The 20,283-nt window shown below is 31.9% G+C and carries 23 protein-coding genes and 1 pseudogene; 16 read left to right on the top strand and 8 right to left on the bottom strand.

The genetic code is table 11. The features are described 5' to 3' along the window. The first annotated feature begins 161 nt into the window (after positions 1–161). The 7 genes and pseudogenes from RPL90_RS04470 to RPL90_RS04440 all read left to right on the top strand — a co-directional run bounded on the left by RPL90_RS04470 (position 162) and on the right by RPL90_RS04440 (position 5,139). Complete coding sequence (locus tag RPL90_RS04470) at positions 162–1,112, top strand: FecCD family ABC transporter permease (protein ID WP_313546058.1); 951 nt, start codon at positions 162–164, stop codon at positions 1,110–1,112. Positions 1,113–1,149: 37 nt separating this feature from the next. Continuing rightward, positions 1,150–1,871: pseudogene (locus tag RPL90_RS04465) on the top strand (HAD family hydrolase). Next, positions 1,849–2,634: an alpha/beta fold hydrolase gene (locus RPL90_RS04460; RefSeq protein ID WP_313545941.1), complete on the top strand. Its 786-nt coding sequence runs from the start codon at positions 1,849–1,851 to the stop codon at positions 2,632–2,634. Before RPL90_RS04465 ends, RPL90_RS04460 begins: the two are co-directional and overlap by 23 nt. A 142-nt stretch (positions 2,635–2,776) precedes the next feature. Beyond that, on the top strand, positions 2,777–3,280 hold the full coding sequence (locus tag RPL90_RS04455; RefSeq protein ID WP_313545939.1) for an SA0570 family protein: 504 nt from the start codon (positions 2,777–2,779) through the stop codon (positions 3,278–3,280). 161 nt (positions 3,281–3,441) lie between these two features. Then, on the top strand, positions 3,442–4,152 hold the full coding sequence (locus RPL90_RS04450; RefSeq protein WP_313545937.1) for a hypothetical protein: 711 nt from the start codon (positions 3,442–3,444) through the stop codon (positions 4,150–4,152). A gap of 173 nt (positions 4,153–4,325) precedes the next feature. Beyond that, positions 4,326–4,865, top strand: a complete 540-nt coding sequence (locus RPL90_RS04445; RefSeq protein ID WP_313545935.1) for an alpha/beta fold hydrolase — start codon at positions 4,326–4,328, stop codon at positions 4,863–4,865. 28 nt (positions 4,866–4,893) lie between these two features. Continuing rightward, the gene (locus RPL90_RS04440) at positions 4,894–5,139 is read left to right on the top strand and encodes an alpha/beta fold hydrolase (RefSeq protein WP_313545933.1); all 246 of its coding nucleotides are present in this window, start codon (positions 4,894–4,896) and stop codon (positions 5,137–5,139) included. 95 nt (positions 5,140–5,234) lie between these two features. Here the strand turns inward: RPL90_RS04440 and sarA are convergent, their stop codons facing one another. From sarA to sroA, 5 genes are all read right to left on the bottom strand, one after another. Beyond that, on the bottom strand, positions 5,235–5,609 hold the full coding sequence (gene sarA / locus RPL90_RS04435) for a global transcriptional regulator SarA (RefSeq protein ID WP_313545931.1): 375 nt from the start codon (positions 5,607–5,609) through the stop codon (positions 5,235–5,237). A 332-nt stretch (positions 5,610–5,941) separates the two neighbouring features. Further along, entirely contained in the window at positions 5,942–6,877 is a 936-nt protein-coding gene (locus tag RPL90_RS04430) for an efflux RND transporter periplasmic adaptor subunit (protein WP_313545929.1), read from the bottom strand. A gap of 119 nt (positions 6,878–6,996) precedes the next feature. Continuing rightward, positions 6,997–7,926, bottom strand: a complete 930-nt coding sequence (locus RPL90_RS04425) for a DMT family transporter (protein WP_313545927.1) — start codon at positions 7,924–7,926, stop codon at positions 6,997–6,999. A 243-nt stretch (positions 7,927–8,169) separates the two neighbouring features. Beyond that, positions 8,170–8,403, bottom strand: coding sequence for a DUF2922 family protein (locus RPL90_RS04420; protein WP_313545925.1), 234 nt, complete (start codon positions 8,401–8,403; stop codon positions 8,170–8,172). Between the two features lie 12 nt (positions 8,404–8,415). Then, a complete protein-coding gene (gene sroA / locus RPL90_RS04415) occupies positions 8,416–8,622 on the bottom strand; it encodes a sigS mRNA-stabilizing protein SroA (protein WP_313545923.1) in 207 nt (68 codons plus the stop codon). A 146-nt stretch (positions 8,623–8,768) separates the two neighbouring features. On the opposite strand from sroA, the gene RPL90_RS04410 reads away from it, so the two are divergent. The 9 genes from RPL90_RS04410 (at position 8,769) to RPL90_RS04370 (ending at position 17,484) form a co-directional block, all read left to right on the top strand. Further along, positions 8,769–9,320, top strand: a complete 552-nt coding sequence (locus tag RPL90_RS04410) for a tyrosine-type recombinase/integrase (protein WP_313545921.1) — start codon at positions 8,769–8,771, stop codon at positions 9,318–9,320. A gap of 18 nt (positions 9,321–9,338) precedes the next feature. Then, positions 9,339–11,735 carry a DUF4040 family protein gene (locus RPL90_RS04405; RefSeq protein WP_313545919.1) on the top strand — a complete coding sequence of 799 codons (2,397 nt, stop codon included), beginning with the start codon at positions 9,339–9,341 and terminating at the stop codon, positions 11,733–11,735. Then, positions 11,722–12,147: a Na+/H+ antiporter Mnh2 subunit B gene (mnhB2, locus tag RPL90_RS04400; RefSeq protein ID WP_061855351.1), complete on the top strand. Its 426-nt coding sequence runs from the start codon at positions 11,722–11,724 to the stop codon at positions 12,145–12,147. Before RPL90_RS04405 ends, mnhB2 begins: the two co-directional genes overlap by 14 nt. Further along, on the top strand, positions 12,144–12,491 hold the full coding sequence (mnhC2, locus tag RPL90_RS04395) for a Na+/H+ antiporter Mnh2 subunit C (RefSeq protein WP_313545916.1): 348 nt from the start codon (positions 12,144–12,146) through the stop codon (positions 12,489–12,491). Before mnhB2 ends, mnhC2 begins: the two co-directional genes overlap by 4 nt. After that, complete coding sequence (gene mnhD2 / locus RPL90_RS04390; RefSeq protein WP_313545914.1) at positions 12,484–13,983, top strand: Na+/H+ antiporter Mnh2 subunit D; 1,500 nt, start codon at positions 12,484–12,486, stop codon at positions 13,981–13,983. The genes mnhC2 and mnhD2 overlap by 8 nt, the downstream gene beginning before the upstream one ends. Next, on the top strand, positions 13,983–14,465 hold the full coding sequence (gene mnhE2 / locus RPL90_RS04385; protein WP_313545912.1) for a Na+/H+ antiporter Mnh2 subunit E: 483 nt from the start codon (positions 13,983–13,985) through the stop codon (positions 14,463–14,465). The genes mnhD2 and mnhE2 overlap by 1 nt, the downstream gene beginning before the upstream one ends. Further along, positions 14,462–14,764 carry a Na+/H+ antiporter Mnh2 subunit F gene (mnhF2, locus tag RPL90_RS04380; RefSeq protein ID WP_313545910.1) on the top strand — a complete coding sequence of 101 codons (303 nt, stop codon included), beginning with the start codon at positions 14,462–14,464 and terminating at the stop codon, positions 14,762–14,764. Before mnhE2 ends, mnhF2 begins: the two co-directional genes overlap by 4 nt. Then, positions 14,739–15,185 carry a Na+/H+ antiporter subunit G gene (locus tag RPL90_RS04375; RefSeq protein ID WP_313545908.1) on the top strand — a complete coding sequence of 149 codons (447 nt, stop codon included), beginning with the start codon at positions 14,739–14,741 and terminating at the stop codon, positions 15,183–15,185. Before mnhF2 ends, RPL90_RS04375 begins: the two co-directional genes overlap by 26 nt. 250 nt (positions 15,186–15,435) lie before the next feature. Next, positions 15,436–17,484, top strand: coding sequence for a cation:proton antiporter (locus RPL90_RS04370; protein ID WP_313545906.1), 2,049 nt, complete (start codon positions 15,436–15,438; stop codon positions 17,482–17,484). 234 nt (positions 17,485–17,718) lie between these two features. Here the strand turns inward: RPL90_RS04370 and mntC are convergent, their stop codons facing one another. Genes mntC through RPL90_RS04355 form a run of 3 tightly spaced genes read right to left on the bottom strand, consistent with a single transcriptional unit; the run spans position 17,719 to position 20,218 of the window. After that, positions 17,719–18,648: a manganese ABC transporter substrate-binding lipoprotein MntC gene (gene mntC, locus RPL90_RS04365; RefSeq protein ID WP_313545904.1), complete on the bottom strand. Its 930-nt coding sequence runs from the start codon at positions 18,646–18,648 to the stop codon at positions 17,719–17,721. Further along, complete coding sequence (locus RPL90_RS04360; RefSeq protein ID WP_313545902.1) at positions 18,645–19,475, bottom strand: metal ABC transporter permease; 831 nt, start codon at positions 19,473–19,475, stop codon at positions 18,645–18,647. The genes mntC and RPL90_RS04360 overlap by 4 nt, the downstream gene beginning before the upstream one ends. Continuing rightward, positions 19,472–20,218 (bottom strand): metal ABC transporter ATP-binding protein, encoded by a 747-nt coding sequence (locus tag RPL90_RS04355; protein ID WP_313545900.1) that lies wholly within the window; start codon positions 20,216–20,218, stop codon positions 19,472–19,474. The genes RPL90_RS04360 and RPL90_RS04355 overlap by 4 nt, the downstream gene beginning before the upstream one ends. Between the last annotated feature and the right edge of the window lie 65 nt (positions 20,219–20,283).

Genomic DNA, 20,283 nt, shown 5'->3' with positions numbered 1-20,283 from the left:
CCGAACGTTCATTAGCCAAGGCTAGCGTTACGGATGCTTTTGTGCATAATATATGTTGATAATGTATATGAGTATAATTTATTGCTATGGTGTTAATGCACTGCTCGTGATATTGTAATAAGAAGAAATAATCGAGATATTAATGAAAGTGTGGAACAATGATGCAACATTATAAGACGTTATATTTGTGGTTAATCATATTAATAATTACTTTCATTTTAAGTATTGTATGGGGTTTATGGGGGCTTAATCATGCAATGGCGCAAACGATATTGCTAGAAGTTCGAATACCTAGAGTGGTTGAAGCATTATTGGCAGGTATTGGATTGACGCTTGCCGGTCAAATGTTTCAAACGTTATTAAATAACCCATTAGCAGATAGTTTTACGTTAGGTTTAGCTAGTGGTGCTACGTTTGGTTCTGGCTTAGCCGTAATTTTAGGACTGGGTTTCTTGTTCATTCCATTATTATCAATGATATTTAGTTTAATAACATTAATATTAGTTATTTTAATTACATCAATCATGTCACGAGGGTATCCAACAAGATCGCTTATTTTGGCAGGTATTATGATAGGTGCATTGTTTAACGCACTACTCTACGTGTTAATCATTTTTAATGAGCGCAAAATGAATAATATTGTAAATTATATGTTTGGTGGGTTTTCTTCAGCAGAATATAATGAAATATATTATATAGGGCTTGTGTTGATTCTATGCATTATAATATTATATAGTTTAATGCCGCGTATAAAATTACTGCAATTAGGTGAAATGCATGCGCAATCTCTAGGAATTAAATCTAGAAATTTAACCTATACCGTACTATTTATCTCCTCAATACTTACAGCAACAATTGTTTCATTTGTTGGCGTTATCGGATTTATTGGTATGGTTATACCTCAATTGATTCGCAGATATTACGTAGGATATTCATTAGGTATACAAATGACATTGAACATTATTATAGGCGGTAGTGTAATGGTAATTGCTGATTGGTTTGGTGGTATTATTTTACAAACGTATCAAATACCAGCAAGTATTGTTCTAGCATTAATTGGCATTCCGGTATTATTTTACTTGATGGTAACTCAACCTAAAACAGTAGATTAACTTGCGCTATATAAATTAATTATAAAGAAGGTAGACTATGGATTTATCAAATATAAAAGCGGTCGTATTTGATTTAGAAGGTACTTTATTAGATAGAAAAAAATCGAGAGACAAGTTTATTGAAGAACAATATGAACGTTTCCATGACTATTTAGTTAGTATCCAACTGGCAGACTTTAAAAATAAATTTATTGAACTTGATGATGACGAAGATCATGATAAGCCAGAATTATATAAAGCCATAATTAAAGATTTTCACATTGATAGATTAACTTGGAAAGATTTGTTTCATGATTTTGAAATGCATTTCTATCGTTATGTATTTCCATATTATGACACGTTATACACGCTCGAAAAATTAAATAAAAGAGATTATCTTACTGGCGTTATCGCTAACGGTAAATCTAAAATTAAACAATATCGTTTACATGCTTTAGGCATAGAACATGTTATTAATTATATGTCTACTTCTCAAACAGTAGGTTATAGAAAGCCACATCCTAAAATTTTTGAAAATATCTTAGAAAAATTAGATACTAAACCAGAAGAAACAATGTACGTTGGTGATGACCCATTAAATGATGTTGCTCCAGCTCGAGCAATGGGTATGGTTAGTGTATGGTTTAAAGAAGAAGATGCAGAGATAGAACCTTTACCAGAAGAAGTAGATTATACGATATCAACTTTAGAAGAATTATTGACTATTTTACCATTAGAACAGAAGGGAAATTAAATTATGAATTTATTTACTACAAATGACGGTACAATATTAAATTATAAAACAGTGGGTGAAGGTTATGCGATTGTATTAATCCACACTGCTTTTGATAATTATACTGTATTTCATAGTATCGAGGATGATTTAGCCGCACATAATCAAGTCGTATTAATTGATCTACGTGGTCATGGCTATTCTGATAAACCTAATAATATTCAATTTACAGATTATGCTAATGATGTAAAAGAGTTGTTAGATTATCTTTACATAGATAAATGTGCTGTTATTGGGCATGAGATGGGGGCCTCAGTTGCTGCAGAATTTAGTGCCATAAATCCACATTATGTGTCGTCGTTAACAATGATTAACCCTACGATGATTGAAGATTCTACACCAGAAGAACGTATATATAGAAGATATTCTGAAACGATCCGCACATGGGAGGAGGAAAAACGGCATAAATTCCTTGCAGATAAAATGTATTACGACAAAAAGAAAGTTAATAAGTTTTTAAAACATGTAGAGAATACAAATGGAATAGCAACGAGTAAAGAAATGGATTCTATTAAAGATTCATTTAAATGTAATAATATTAGAGCTTACCTTGGTAAAGTTACGACGCCGACACAAATTATTACAGGTCAACATGGAGAAAGAACGACGATAGTTGAAGCTAAAGAAGTCGCTGATTATATTAAAGATAGTGAATTTGAAGTGTTTCAATCGTCTGGACTATATCCATTTGTTGAACAAAAAGCTGAATTTTTAAATTCAGTCAATCACTTCATTAAACGTTTTAAATAATTATTAAATATATTAATAAGAATTTTTAAAGGAAAAGTAAGTAATATATGAAATATTTCTGTAATATTACTGTTATTTTTGTAATGATTATATTATACTATACATGAGCACAATTAGTTTGTAATTAAAGGAGAGAGTGCTTATGAAAAAGTTATTGTCAGCGGTAGTAGTAGCAGGTATTACATTGTCAGGTGTGAGTGCAACCAGTGCAGATGCTGCCACAGGTAACTCAATTCAAAATGTGAAGCAGTTACAACAAGGTGATAAGTCATTAGAAGGTGCGAAAATTGGTGCTTCAATTCAAACGGTTTTAAAAACGAATAAAAAACCATTATATTCTTATAGACCCGATCATAAAGAGCATTATTATGAATTTAAAGAACCAAAAGGAACTTTAGTCGTTACTGCCGACGGTAAAAAAGACCAAGGTAAAATTACTAGAGTGTCAATGTCATATAATGAACCTTCTGGACCTTCATTTAATGCAGTAAAAAATGAAGTAAGTACAAATGCCACTATACGTAAACATTTTAATAATGTGACTGGTAACATAGGTTATGTACAAGATAATAATTTATCTTATCAATTTACTTCTTCATCACCAAAAGATAAAAACATAAAACTATATCGTATAGACTTACAATAATTATAGTGATTTAAATATTAATATTTTAATAAAACAACCGGCATTGTGTATACTTGTCGGTTGTTTTACTGTTACAATAACTATTAAGTTAAACTTAAAACTAATTTGAGTAATAAAAATATAATCATATTTTGTAATAAAGTAAGGAAAAGGAGATTATAATGCGAGTTAACGATAAAGTATTAGTGGAAAATATAAATGACTATTTTACCCATAAAGGACTTTCTCCTAATTTAATTGATGATATTAAAAACAAGTTAAAAAAAGATTTTAAAAAATCTGAAGAACAAGACCAAGATTATATTGAATATAGAGGAAAGTCACCAGCAGAGATTATATTAACAATTCAGCGTAATTTATTTACGTTACAGTTAAACCCCATTGTCTTTTTTATTTTAAATTTTGTACTAATTTCATATTTATATGATAAACAGTATGTACCTTTTCAAGCTATTTCGGGTTTAGCTATCGTATATTGTCTAATTATTTTACCGATTTCTATTGTTATTTATTTAAGGATAGCGAAAAAAAATTATTTGTACAGTAATAAGGTTGAGATGTATATTGGATTGGCGATTGCCTTAGTGTCACTAATACTTGTAGTTATTCACGCATTCAACGTGAATTTTAGTATTGTTTCAGTAACTATTTATGCACATCAATTTATCTTTTTCGTAGGTATTATCTTTAGTATTTCTGGTATTTATTTTAGACGTTTAGAATTTACTGGCATTGGCTTATTATTTTGTCAAAAAACAATTGATGCAATGATTACTAATTCTGGGATTGCACAAATTGCATCTATTACGATTTGGGTATTATTATTAATTGTTATTATTTATTACACAATAAAAATTTCGTCGAGAAATTAGTATAAGAGAGAGCTGATATGACTTCAGTTCTCTCTTTTTGTTTGTAATTTATAAAGGAAATATTAATTAAAAATAATAAATTTGATTATGTTTTGAATAGTGATTAATTGCAACAAACTAGTATAAAGTATCTTAAATGCGGGTATATTGTTTTGTAAGGGGAGGTGGCCCAAATGAATAAAATTTCGATTGATAATGACAACGAGATTGCATATACAAGAGAGGGTCAAGGTATTCCTGTCGTTTTAATTCATGCTTTAGACGGTAATATGGCTGCTTTTATAAATTTAAAAAAAGAACTAAAAGAACATTATGAGGTTATCACGTATGATGTGAGAGGGCATGGTTATTCATCAAAACCTGTTGCTTATAATTTAACGGATCATATTCATGATTTAGCTGTACTTCTCGAAAGGTTAGATATTGCACATGTTCATATAATTGGTCATGAGATGGGGAGTGTTATAGCAAAAACATTTGCAGAATGCTACGAAGAGAAGGTCTTGTCTTTAACATTAATTTCATTTGATTTCACTAATGGTACGCATGGTCTCAATAAATTAATGTTTGAACACCAAGATGAAATTGTTGGTTTTGATAAAGCAGAGGCTTTGATTGTGTTGTTTCCATACATCTATAAAGCGCACGAAAGCGCACGAAAGCGCACGAAAATGGTTACAAGAACAGAGAATATACGCCAGACAAAAAGATGAATGTAGCGCTATTGCTAATAGAGCATTAATGTCGTTTCCAACGCATCATGATGATGAAAATATTAAAAGAGGAAATGTACCTATATTAATTATTAACGGGAAGTGCGATCCTTTAGTTAATCACGACAATGTAAAATCTATCTTGGCAACACATAAAGATATTAATTTAAATATATTTAATGAATCAGGACATGCGCCTCATATAGAAGAACCGATGCATTTTAAAAACGCATTTAATATATTTATAAACGCGACAAAATTGAATCATATTTAATGATAAACTTGCCAAGCGATATAATGTAAAAAAACTGCGAGTTACCTAAAAAGGTAACTCGCAGTTTTATTAGTGAAAAGCGAGATAATGAAGTATTAAACTTCTTTATTATCATTCGCTTGTTTGATTCTATCATTAACGCGTCCTAATAATTCATTGATTTTATTGCGTTGTTTTTTATTAACTAAAATCAACACGGTTCTTTCATCATGTTCATTACGTTTTTTATCGAAGTAATCTTCTTGTGATAGATTTTTCACCGCTTTCACTACTTGTGGTTGTTTGTAGTTTAAGTGATTAATGATATCTTTTAAGTAATATTCTTCACTTTCATGTTCACTTATATAAGTGAGCACTGCAAACTCCTCGAAACTTACAGAAAATTCCTTTTTAATAATGCCTTTTAATTTGTCAGCGTAAGTTACCATAGCTAATAATTCGAAACAATCGTTTATTTTTGAAATCGCCATTATTTATTCCTCCCGTGTTATAAGCCCGTTCAAGTTGTATTAGTAGTAACAATTTTATAATTATTTGTCAAAATTCAAAGTTTATACAAAACTTATTCTTAATATAAGGCTAGAATATATTTGTATAAAATATATTAAAACCAGTATTATTTAGTTAATTATATCTAAATTAAAATAAAAAGTAAACTAAAAACTGTTTAAGAATGAGCGTGATGTTTTTCTATTGTAATTCAATAAGAAAATAAGCAAAATTCAAAAAATAATAATTACTTTTAAATTAAAGTTTATCACTATTGTTTGTTATGATTCTTATATTGCTCTAAAAAATAAAATTAATTCAAGTTATTTACTGAATTTGCATTTTCCACAATTATATCTCCTGGAGATAAGCCTGATTTAACAATGATACGATTATTATTACCCGATTTATTAAATTTAATTACTCTTTTCTCAAATTTATTAGATTTTTTTATAAAAATATATTTATTATTTAATAATGCTGATTGAGGAATAACAATGGTTGTAGAGGGGATTTCTAGTTCGCAATGTTGTCCGAGTAATGGTTTTGTAGAAGTTGTTAAATTTAATTCATACTGTGCTTGTTTGTCAGCAGTATCATAATTGGTAGGTATAGGTGAAATATGAGTTATCTTTTCATTGTTGAGTTGATTATTAAGTGGGGAACGGATTTTAAGCGTGGTACCTAATTTTAAAGTGGACATGTATGATTCAGGTACTTTAGCAGATATATGATATTTCGGTTGATAAAGTGTGGCAAAACGTGATTGCGGCTTTGAAGGGTTGCTGTTATTGATGACTAGTATACCATCGAAAGGGGCGTTAACTTTAGTTCTTAAATTTTGCTGGAGTGTTGCAATGTCATTTTGTAAATTAATAATCTGCGCGTTGTCCCGAGTGTTTTCTAAATCATGGGTTAATGTTGCTAGTAGTTGTTGTTTAAGTGCAATCGCTTTTTCGATCGTTGGATTATAATATTCAAAAAGTGATTGATTTTTATGTACTTGCGTATCATTTTTTACTAACCAGTTGTTTATGTATCCCTGCTTAGGTTCTAGGTAAAAATGATATAATGCTTGGGGTTCGTATCGTGCTTTTATTTTTTTAGACGGTTCGTATTGAACCTTCATAGTTTTAATATTAGATTGATGTGAAGTTTTAGCTATATAATGCTTATAAAAAAAGTAGCAGGATACAAAAATAATGGTACTGATTATAGTGAATATTGATATTAAAATTTGCTTGTTCATAGCAGTCACCTCAATAGTGTAGATTGTTATAGTTATTATACTATGAAAACACATTAAATTTAGGTATTAAAAAAAGACATTTACTAAAAGTGAAAAGTAAATGTCTAAAAGCTACATTGTTAGAAAAAGCGTAGTAAAATAATTCCAATCATAATAGCGATAACACCCACAACTTTACGTAGTGTTATTTTGTTAACGGTAGTGCCTAATAATCCGAAGTGATCGATGATAACACCCATCAACATTTGACCTAGCATCGCAACAATAGTAGTGACTGCCGCACCTAAATGAGGCATTAAAATAATATTACTCGTCACAAATATTACACCAAGGATACCACCAATAAAATACCACGGTTTAATGTTACCTTGGAATTCATTGTGGCTCGTCATTTTGAGTGATCTATTGAAAAGAAGCGTCAAAATAAATAGCAAGATTGTCCCTATTGTAAATGAAACGAGTGCAGCCATGACTGAGGAATGGATTTGTTGACCTAAAGCACTATTAATTGCCGTTTGAATAGGCGGCGCAAATCCAAAAATAAAGCCAATGATAAGCCATATATATATATGGTTGGCTGTTTTATTTTTATTAGCCGATTTGCGTGTATAATTCATAAGTAAAATGCCGATAAATAAAATAATGACGCCTATTACTTTGAAAATTGTAAAAGGTTCATGTGGTGCGCCGAACCAACCAAAAGTATCGATTGTTACGCCCATAATAATTTGTCCAGCAATTGTCATTACGACAGTTAGAGAAGCACCTAGTCTGGGTAATAATAATAAATTTCCTGTTAAAAAGATTACGCCTAATACTCCACCGACAAACCATACATAGCTTAATGTCTGTCCGCTATAAAAGTGTGGTGTAAATGCTTGAGGGTTAATGATGGCATTAATAAGTATTAAAAATAAAGTGCCAGTAGTAAAGGAAATAGTGGAAGCATAAAATGATGATTTGGTGTATAAACTAAGCCTAGAGTTGATTGATGTTTGGAAGGGTACAACCATACCAGCAACAATCCCTATAATAAATAAAAGAAACATATAATCCCACTTTCTAAATATAATACGCAATGATAAAAAATCTATGTATTGAGCGTTTGTACGATAATATGATTATAAAGGATATTAATTGATAAATCATGGTATTAATTTGAAGAAATAATAAATTTGTAAAATATTTATAAAAATAGTTTATTCATTTGCAAAACGAAAGAACTAATAAAAAACCGTTCAATGGCGAATACGCCAAAGAACGGCTTTGTTCTATATTCTTATGAGATTAAATTAATTTGATGTGGTAGACACATCAAATAATGTGCTTATTGTTTTATCTATTAGATGAGCAGATTGAACTTTAGTTGGTTTGCTTTTAGAAATTCTTAATATATCTAAATCAATTAAAGATGCCATACTATTTCTGACGTTCGTTGCGTCAACAACATGCTCAATTTTAGATATTTGTAATTTTAACGGTTTTTTTAAATCATCCGTAAACGTAAGTTCTAATGTTTGAGACATAAGTTAACCTCCTTATTGTAAATGTATAGTTTTGACTACTTCAAATGTATCGAAAGTTTCATTGATAAGTTGTTCGATAATAGATTTGAATTGTCTTAATTGGTCATTAGTGGCTTGGGGATTTAAATTGGGAAAGCGACGCGTAACTTTAGTAGCTTTACCAGCTTCATTAAGCACGATTCGTGACAGTACGACAGTTAATTGACTAACTTCATCCATAATGATTAACCTCCTTTCACTATATATATCGTTGGCAAAAGCAAAATGAGACAGAAAATTTTAACAACTGGGTGCAAAATGCTTTAATGTTACTTAAATATCATTTAATATTGAATAAGAAACGTTTATAGGTGAGAGGTGAAGTCATGAATCAAGTTGATCCAATACGTGACTTGGTAGAAATCAAGGAGATGTACAAAGTATTACAATCAAAGTCTCAAAGAGATTATTTATTATTTAAATTTGCTATACATACTGGTGTGAAATTGAACGAATTATTAAATTTAACAGTTGCAGATGTTATTGCATCAGATCAATTGATTAAATCATTTTGGGTAGAAGAACATGCCACAAATATAAATATTGTGATTCCTGAAGATTTGCAACAGGATTTACAAAATTTTATTTCGACAGAACAATTAGTGACTAGCGATTTGTTGTTTCAATCAAATCGTACACATAAAGGTTTATCGAGACAACAAGCATATCGTATTATTCATGCTGCAGCGGAAGAACTTGGAATGGTACATATTGGTTTAACAACATTAAGAAAAACATTCGCTTATCATGCTTATCAATCGGGTATTTCAATATCGATAATCCAAAAATATCTAGGGCATCAGACAACATATGAGACCATGAAATTTATAGGCATTTCAAGAAAGGCGAGTAAAACAACAATAGCTTTAAATTTATAACAGTAAAGGGGGGCAACGATGAGTCTGATATACCTATTTAGTATTCTAATCATTATTATGGTGCTACTAGCTATTACTTTTGCTAACGACAAGATGAGCCGTTATGCGGGACATATAGCTATCATTGCACCCATCATTTCAACAATTTACTTCATTTGGCAACTACCTCAAGTGCTTCACGGGCATTTTCTTAATATCAACATACCCTGGCTTAGCTCGATTGATATTAATTTAGCTTTTCGCTTAGACGGGTTAAGTATTTTCTTTTCAATTCTCATATCAGTAATAGGCTTAGCTGTATTTTTCTATGCTACGCAATATCTTTCAAAACAACATGATAATTTACCTCGATTTTATATATACTTAATACTTTTTATGTTGAGTATGTTAGGTATTGTAACTGCAAATAATACAATCATTTTATATGTTTTTTGGGAATTAACGAGTGTATCTTCATTCTTACTTATTTCTTATTGGTACGACAATAGAGATAGTCAATTCGGCGCAATTCAATCTTTTGTTATTACTGTTCTTGGCGGTTTGGCATTATTAATTGCATTTATTATGATTTACACAATTACAGGGACTAACACAATTACAGAAATTATTGACCATAGTGACAAAATAGCACAAAGTCCATTATTCATTGCGATTGTCATACTTATGCTTATCGGCGCATTTACGAAGTCGGCTCAATTTCCATTTCATATATGGTTACCTAAAGCTATGGCTGCGCCGACGCCAGTTAGTGCTTATCTTCACTCGGCAACAATGGTAAAAGCAGGCATTTTCTTACTGTTTAGATTCACACTCCTATTGGGTCTGAGTCAATTCTATATATATGCCGTTACTTTTGTAGGATTAATAACAATGATTTTTGGTGCGTTAAATGCTGTTAGACAATATGATTTAAAAGGCATTTTAGCTTATTCGACAATTAGTCAGTTAGGTATGATTATGTCGATGGTAGGACTGGGTGGAGGAATAGCTGGCCATACAACAGGTGAACTTACTGAAATTTATGCCATGATTTTATTCGCAGCTCTATTCCACTTATCAAACCATGCTCTATTCAAGGGTGCCTTGTTTATGGGTGTAGGGATTATAGACCATGAAACAGGTACGCGAGATATAAGAATGTTATCTGGAATGCGTAAGGTGTTACCTATAACACATGTCGTGATGTTACTATCTGCGCTATCAATGGCCGGTATGCCTTTATTAAATGGTTTTTTAAGTAAAGAAATGTTTTTTGATGGCTTAGTAAGTGCACATCAACTTAAAGGATTTAGTAGTGTATTAACTATAATAATAGTTACTATTGGTGTCGTTGCGAGTATTTTCACTATGATATATGCCATGTTTATGATTAAGAAAGTATTTTGGAGTAAGTATGAAGAAACGCATTTACCTAACAAAAATATACATGAACCAGTCTTATTTACATTACCTTCTATGATAATGATGATTTTATTACCAATCATTTTCTTTGTTCCAAATATTGTGGGTAAGCATTTAATACTGCCGGCATTACGAAGCATTACAATTGGTGAAAAGGTCGACGAAATCGCGCCACATATTGCTCAATGGCATGGTATTAATTTACCGTTAATCTTTAGTATTTTAGTTATCATCATTGGTTTAACTGCAGCATTGAAAGTTGATTGGACAAAAATAGCAGGTAAATACAAGTTAATATCGCTATCTAATTTATACAATGATTCATATAAACAATTTGAATCGTATTCTGGTTATAGCATACGTAATTTAATGAATAACAGATTGAATCAATACATTAATATGACTTTATTAATTTTTACATTGGTTGTAATCTACTCAATTGTTCAAATTGGTTTTCCTAAGGTGCATCAAATACATGTTAGTGAATTTGGGCCATTAGAAGTAATCACGGTCATTGTAGTATTTGTACTTGGGGTAGCATTGATTTTTATTCGTCAACGTTTAACGATGGTTATCTTAAACGGTATCGTAGGATACTGTGTAACGATATTCTTTATTTTAATGAAAGCCCCAGATTTAGCTTTAACACAACTCGTAGTAGAGACGATTACGACAATATTATTTATCGTAAGTTTCTCACGCTTACCTAACGTACCACGCGGAAAAGTACATAAAAAGCGTGAATTATTTAAAATTATCGTTTCATTTATTATGGCTGCAACGGTTGTGATATTAGTATTTATTGTTCAGCAAGGTAAGTCTATGAGCTCAATATCTACTTACTACCACAACGCATATAAGTTAACAGGTGGTAAAAACATTGTTAACTCAATATTAGGAGACTTTAGAGCCTTTGATACTTTATTTGAAGGTGTCGTACTTATAATAGTAGGTTTAGGTATTTATACATTACTTAACTTTAAAGATCGGAGGGGACAAGATGAAAGAGAATGATGTTGTACTGCGTACCATAACAAAAATTGTAGTGTTTATATTATTAACATTTGGCTTTTATTTGTTTTTAGCAGGACATAATAATCCAGGTGGCGGTTTTATAGGCGGATTAGTTTTTAGTTCGGCATTCTTGTTGATGTTTTTAGCCTTCGATGTAAAGCAAGTTTTGGTATCGGTACCTGTAGATTTTAAAATATTAATCGTATTAGGTTCATTAGTGTCTATGGCTACGGCTATTTTACCAATGTTTTTCGGTAAACCGTTCCTTTATCAAACTGATGCGCATGTACACTTGCCATTGTTAGGTGACATGCATTTGACGACGGTGACGTTATTTGAGTTAGGTGTCGTATTAACTGTTGTAGGTGTTATTGTAACGGTTATGTTATCGATAAGTGGTGGTCGCTCATGAATTTAATATTATTATTAGTTATCGGTTTCTTAATATTTATTGGTACTTATATGATTCTTTCAATTAATTTAATACGTATTGTCATTGGCATTTCTATATATACACATGCTGGAAATCTAATTATTATGAGTATGGGTAATTACGGTAAGCATATGGCAGAACCATTGATTGGTACAGGGAATAATAATTTTGTAGATCCATTGCTACAAGCTATTGTTTTAACTGCAATTGTAATTGGTTTTGCAATGACCGCTTTCTTACTTGTATTGGTTTATAGAACATACCGCGTAACGAAAGAAGATGAAATTGATGTGTTACGTGGAGAGGAGGATAACGATGAGTAATTTATTAATATTACCTTTTATTCTCCCGGCATTATGTGCATTTATTTTAGTATTTATTCGTGAACGCAGTTTATTATCTCGCATATTTGCGATTGGGACGATAGCAGTCTCTACCATCATCTCGTTAATCTTGTTAATTTATGTATTAAATCATAAGCCAATCACACTTGATTTTGGTGGTTGGCAAGCACCATATGGTATTCAATTTGTAGGCGATTCTTTAAGTTTATTAATGGTGACAACATCTAGTTTTGTTGTAACTTTAATCATTTCATATGGTTTTGGACGTGCAGAAAAAAGAGCTATTCGTTTCTATCTACCAAGTTTTATACTTTTCTTAACAGTCGGTGTGATCGGCTCATTTTTAACTGCAGATTTATTTAATTTATACGTTATGTTTGAAGTTATGTTACTTGCCTCATTCGTGTTAATCACTTTAGGTCAATCGGTTGAACAATTACGTGCCGCAATTATATTTGTCGTATTGAACATTATCGGTTCGTGGTTGTTATTACTTGGTATAGGTCTTTTATATAAGTTGACTGGAACGTTGAATTTTGCACACGTAGCTCAAAGATTGAAAGAATTAGACAATCATAATGCTATCGTTATTGTATCTATGGTATTTTTAATCGCATTCGGCTCTAAAGCTGCATTGGTATTATTCATGTGGCTACCTAAAGCTTATGCTGTATTAAATACAGAACTTGCTGCATTATTTGCCGCGTTGATGACTAAAGTAGGCGCCTATGCATTAATACGTTTCTTCACATTAATGTTTAATGGCCATGATCACATTACACATTCACTACTCGTATTTTTAGCTTGTATCACAATGCTTATTGGCGCATTTGGTGTGATAGCGTATAAAGACATTAAGAAGATAGCGGCATACCAAGTAATTTTATCGATAGGATTTATCATTTTAGGATTAGGTTCTCATACATTTGCTGGCGTGAATGGCGCAATATTTTATTTAGTTAACGATATTGTGGTGAAAACGTTACTATTCTTTGTTATTGGTAGTCTTGTATATATAACAGGACGACGACAATATAATTATTTACAAGGTTTAGCTAAACGTGAACCTATACTAGGTATCGCATTAGTCGTAACTACACTTGCTATCGGAGGTGTGCCTCCATTTAGTGGATTTCCTGGGAAATTATTAATATTCCAAGGCGCTATCGAAAATGGCAATTACATTGGTTTAACATTAATGGTTATCACTAGTGTCATAGCGATGTTTAGCTTGTTTAGAATTTATTTCACTATGTATTTAGGTAGTGCTACTACGGGAAAACAATTAAACTACAACAAAATACCACGTTATCGTGCTACTTTAATCGGCGTTTTAGTTGTTATCGTTATCATTATCGGCTTAGCTGCACCAATGATATTGAAAGTGACAAATAATGCCACGCATCTAAATATGGATGAAGGTAAATATGAGCAACTCATAAATCCACATTTAATGAAGGAGGAGAAATAATGAGACAAGTAGTTTTGAACGTCATCATTGCCTTTTTATGGGTGCTTTTTCAAGACGAAGAAGCGTTTAAAGTGACAACTTTCTTCTCCGGATATTTAATTGGATTGATTGTCATATATATCTTACATCGCTTTTTTGGACAAGCATTTTATCTAAAAAAAGTTTGGGTAGCAATAAAGTTTTTAGCAGTTTATTTATATCAATTAATTACTTCAAGTATGACTACAATCAATTATATTTTATTTAAAACGCAAGATATGAATCCAGGTTTGGTAACTTATGAAACGAAACTAACGAGTGATTGGAGCGTTTCATTCTTGACGATATTAATCATTATTACGCCAGGTTCAACCGTGATTCGTATCTCAAAAGAAAAAAAGAAATTCTTTATCCATGCCATAGATATTTCGGAAAAAGAACGACTTAAGTTATTAAAGAGTATTAGACAATATGAAGGACTTATATTGGAGGTGGCAGAATGATAGAATGGCTAACAAACTTTTTTATTACGAGTTCGATTATAGTATTTGGTATAGCTTTATTGTTTAGTTTGTTTAGACTGATCAAAGGTCCAACAACAGCAGATAGAGTAGTGGCATTCGATGCCTCGAGTGCAATTTTAATGTCTATCGTTGGCGTGATGAGCGTTGTATATGGCACTTTTTCATTTTTGGATTCTATTCTATTAATTGCCATCATCTCCTTTGTTAGTTCGGTATCTATTTCACGTTTCATTGAAGGGGGGCACGTTTTCAATGCCAACAATAAGCGAAATCGTTAACCTCATCGCTGCAATCATGATGTTTTTAGGGAGTATCATTGCACTCATCAGTGCAATCGGTTTAATTAAGTTCCAAGATGTCTTTTTACGAAGTCATGCTGCAACAAAAAGTTCTACTTTATCTGTGTTGTTAACATTAGTTGGCGTAATCGTGTACTTTGTTTCTGCTCAAAGTTATATAAGTGTACGTTTAATTCTAGCGCTAGTATTTATTAATCTAACATCACCAGTAGGCGGACACTTAATTTCAAGAGCAGCATATCGTACAGGTGCTTACATGTATCGCAAAAATGACAATGTCGGTAATACTAATATCTTATTAAGCGCTAATGAAAAAAGTAGTTTCGAACAATTAAAGGAACGTGCTCAAAAACGCGAACAATTGCGACAACAACGTTATAAAGAAGAAAATGATTATTAGCTATAAATGTTTTGTAAACAGTAGTGTAGTAATGCTTTAAATTTAATAAGTGACAAAAAAAGTGGTAAAATAGTGTATATTTGTAATTGTGTGAAATTAGAAAATTTTTCTTTAAAGTATTTGGGAGAAAACTTTGAAATATGAAATCATGACGTGAATAAATAGTTGTTTTGATGTTTTGTATTCACGAAATGTTTGTTTCAACCTCAGCAATTATGATGCGCATATTGAATCGAAGAGAGGTGAAACTATGGAGATATTTGAAACACTATTAATTTTTATAGCAGTAGTTATATTAAGTTCATTTGTACATACGTTATTGCCTAAAGTGCCATTAGCTTTTATTCAAATTATTTTAGGTATGCTACTTTATGTAACGCCTGTTCCTGTACAGTTTCAATTTGATAGTGAACTATTTATGGTAGCATTGATTGCGCCATTGCTATTTGTTGAAGGAGTACAAGTATCTCGAGTGCATCTAAGACGTTATATCAAACCCGTCTTAATGATGGCACTAGGTTTAGTTGTCACGACGGTTATCGTTGTTGGATTGTTTGTCCACTGGATTTGGCCTGAATTACCTATGGCAGCAGCTTTTGCTCTAGCTGCAATTTTATGTCCAACTGATGCCGTAGCGGTACAAGCAATAACAAAAGGTAAGATTTTACCCAAAGGGTCTATGACTATATTAGAAGGTGAATCACTACTTAATGATGCAGCGGGTATCATATCTTTTAAAATAGCTGTAGCGGCTTTAATTACTGGTACATTTTCTGTTGTGAGTGCAGTCGAACAATTTTTAATTTCATCTATCGGCGGATTCATTGTTGGACTGATTATTGGGGTAGCTTTCGTCAGAATGAGAGTTACGTTAACACGAAGAGGTATAGAAAATGTAAACATGTTTACTTTTATTCAGTTGATTACGCCATTTATAACTTATTTAGTTGCAGAAATGTTCCACGCTTCTGGTATTATAGCTGCCGTAGTAGCAGGATTAGTACATGGATTTGAACGTGATCGTATAGCGCAAGCACGTACAAGACTGCAAATGAGTTATAATCACACATGGAACATATTAGGCTATGTGTTAAATGGTTTTGTTTTCTCTATTTTAGGTTATTTAATCCCAGAAGTTGTCGGTCGTATTATTAAAAACGAACCACATAATCTAGCTTTTTTAATTGTAGTGACATTTTTAGTTGCGCTAGCAATTTACTTCTTTAGATTTTTATGGGTTCTTGTACTATATCCTTATTTTTACTTACCAATCAGTCCCTTCCAAAAAATGATTACACATAATGAAGAGGATGCGATGACCTCAGAAGTACCTCCTAAGAGAGGCACTTATGCATTTATTATGTCAATTTGTGGTGTGCATGGAACCATCTCATTAGCCATCGCATTGACATTGCCATACATGTTAGCCAACCACCATTCATTTTCATTTAGAGATGATTTATTATTTATTGCCTCAGGCATGGTTATTATCAGTTTAATAGTTGCACAATTCATTGTACCGCTCGTTACACCAGCAGCTGCTAAACCAAAACAAAAAGGCATGAATTATAAGCAAGCGCGTATTTATATTTTAGAAAAAGTTATAGATAGTTTGAATCAAATGTCGACGATTGAATCGAGTTTCAGATACGGCAGTGTAATAAAAGATTATCACGACAAGCTTGCATTTTTAAAATCTGTAGAAAATGAAGATGAAGATGCGAAAGAATTGCAAAGACTACAAAAAATCGCCTTTGACGCTGAGAATAATACGCTTAATAGCTTAGTTGAAAATGGTGATATAACAACGAGTGTGTTAGATAACTACATGCGTTATGCTGAACGTACACAAATTTATAAACAAGCTTCACTGATTCAACGTTTAAAAGTAGAATTTCGTGCTTTTATTTTAAAACGACGAATTAAAACACGCATGAGAACGAATGCAGCTTCTTCATTATCTATTGTCGATAACCTTGTCGAGATTTCAAATGTAATGAGGACTGTGCATTATCGTGTTGTAAGTAGGTTGAGTAAGGAAACTACAGAAGAGAACAAATTGGAAGTAGGTATGATTTGTGATGGTTATTTACTAAGAATTGAGAACTTAGCACCAAAAAACTTCTTTGATCAAAAGAATGAAACGTCTATTACGAAAGTGAAATTAACAGCACTTAAAGAACAAAGAAGATTATTAAATCAATTAGTAGATGACGAAGATATTAGTGAAGCTACGGCACTAAAAATCAGAGAATCAATTAATTATGACGAAATGGTACTCGTTGATAGTTTAACTTAATAGATATAATTAGAAGTTAGCGATAACCTCATTTAAAGCTTTAAACTGAGGTTAATCGCTAATTTTTTTAATAAAAAAGCCATCAACAGGGGGAGGATTGCAACCTGTTGATGGCTTAAGGAGTTTATTTAAGGCTTTGAATACCACCATACCGTACTAAGGATTGCAGTATTAGGTGTTAAGTACGGTATGGGACTATTCACCTTGTAAGGTAGAATAGCCTTAAATTGTTATTTATTTCATACTACCGTGAATTGTTTCGATATTATATTTCATCATTTTGTAGTAAGAATCACCTTTACTACCAGGTTTACCAATTGAATCCGTGAATATTTCACCATAAATATCTTTTTTAGTCTCTTCGCTTAATCCTTCCATGATTTTCCGGTCAACACTAGTTTCAACTAGTAAATGTTTAACATTATTATCTTTTACAAATTTAATTGCTGCTTTCATTTGCTCGGGTGTACCTTGTTTTTCGGTGTTGATTTCCCAAATATAGCCAGGTTTAATATCATATTGTCTAGCAAAGTATTTAAATGCACCTTCACTCGTAACGATTGTACGTTCTTTTTTAGGAATGTCTTTAAATTTATTATTACTTTCATCATTTAATTTTTTAAGTTGTGTTAAGTATTCGTCACCCATCTTTTCAATAGCATCTTTGTGGTTTTTCGATTTGTTTAACAATGTTTCTTTTATAGTTTCTGTGTATTTAATGCCATTGTCTAAACTCAACCAAGCATGTGGATCTAATTTATCTTTGTCCCCTTTAGCACCTTCAAGATAAATAGGGTCTACTTTTTTGGATACAGGCACTACATCGTCATCTTTTAAAGATTTATTAGCTTGCTTCAAAGCTTTTTCAAACCAACCATTACCGGATTCTAAATTTAAACCGTTATATAAAACGACATCAGCATCTGTGAGTGCCTTGATGTCTTTAGGTTTAACTTCATATTCATGCGGGTCTTGACCAATAGGCACGATACTATGTAATTCGATATTATCTCCCGCTACATTTTTGGCCATATCATAAATAATAGAGTTTGTTGCTACTACTTTTAATTTGTCATCGCTCTTTGTTGTTGATGATTTTTTGTCGTTGCCACAAGCGGCTAAAAATAAGATGCACACCAGTAAAATAGGAAATAATTTTTTCATGTTGTAAGTCCTTTCTTGTTACGTATTTTTACAAAACTAAATATAAATATATAGAGAATAAAGGCACACAGTACGATTGTAGCGCCGCTTGGAATATTATATATATAACTGAAATACATGCCTGTTATAGAACTAACGACGCCGATAGTGCTAGCAATGACCATCATTGAAGGTAAGCTCTTTGCGATTAAATATGCAGCACTCGCGGGTGTAATTAATAACGCTACAACTAAAATAATACCTACAGTTTGTATGCTTGCTATAGTTACCATGGATAGCATAAGCATTACAAAATAATGTATTAAAGTCGTGTTAAGACCACTCATCTTACTGAACGTATCATCAAATGTTGAGATCATAAGAGGTCTAAAGAAAATGATGATGAGTGTCACAACTACAACACTAACTACAATGGTCGTCCAAAACGACGATAATGTAATAGCTAAAATATTACCAAATAGAATATGGTATAAATCGGTAGTACTATGTATAAGACTAATAATGATAATCCCTGTTGATAGAAATGCAGTGAAACTTATGCCAATCGCTGCATCTGGTTTAGTTTTACTACCCGTAGTAATAAAACCGATAAGGACACTTGCGATCATACCAGTGACCAAAGCGCCAATATACAAAGGGATGCCAAAAACAAAAGACAATGCCACACCTGGTAAAACGGCATGACTCATTGCATCACTCATTAGTGCTAAACCTCTTAATACAATTAAACTACCTACAGTGCCGCAAACAATGCCTACTACGATTGCAATAATCAATGCACGATTTAAAAATTGATAACTAAATAAATGTTGGAAAAATTCTGTCATGTAACCACCTCAGTCTTCATATGCTTTGAAGTAACTGTATGTTGATGATTTAAAAATGCATTATTTAAATTATCCGGTTGCATTGCAATGTGACTAGGGCCAAAATAGCGAATATTACGGTTAAGTAAAATAATGCGATCGAAATATTCACTGGCTTTTGATAAATCATGATGAACAATCAAAATAAGCTTATTGTTAGCCTTTAATTGGTTGATAAGTTTTATGATAAGTTGTTCACTATGAAAATCTATACCCACGAAAGGTTCATCTAATAAATAAAGTTCGCTATCATTCATTAAAGCACGAGCGACCAAAACACGTTGTAATTGACCACCACTTAACTGCGAAATTTGACGCAATCTTAAGTCTTGCAACTCTAACATGTCTAATAGTTGATTTAATCGATCCTTGTTCTTTTTATCTATCGTTTTAAACCAGCCTATATTTTTATAAGCGCCCGATATGACGACATCTGCTACGCTGATAGGAAAATCTAAGTCTATATTAGTTTTTTGTGGGATGTAAGTTAAAGATTTGAAAGATGAGGTAAGTGGTTTATGTAATAATAATTTATCTCCAGTAGCTTTAAATTCGCCAATAAGAGATTTTAGTAACGAACTCTTACCTGCACCATTAGGCCCCATAATACCTATTATTTCTCCGGTAACAGGGATAGACAAATTGATGTCCTCTAGAACATGTTTATTGCCAATATGTAGGTTTAAGTTATTTATTTCTAACATATTTCACCTTCTTAAATAAAAAATTTAGGTTAACCTAATTAAATTTATAATATACTACGAACTTT

Source organism: Staphylococcus kloosii (assembly GCF_032139365.1).
In the GTDB taxonomy this organism is placed as follows: domain Bacteria; phylum Bacillota; class Bacilli; order Staphylococcales; family Staphylococcaceae; genus Staphylococcus; species Staphylococcus kloosii_A.
The sequence above is the reverse complement of the archived record's forward strand: the minus strand, read 5'-3'. Positions and strand labels throughout refer to the sequence as shown.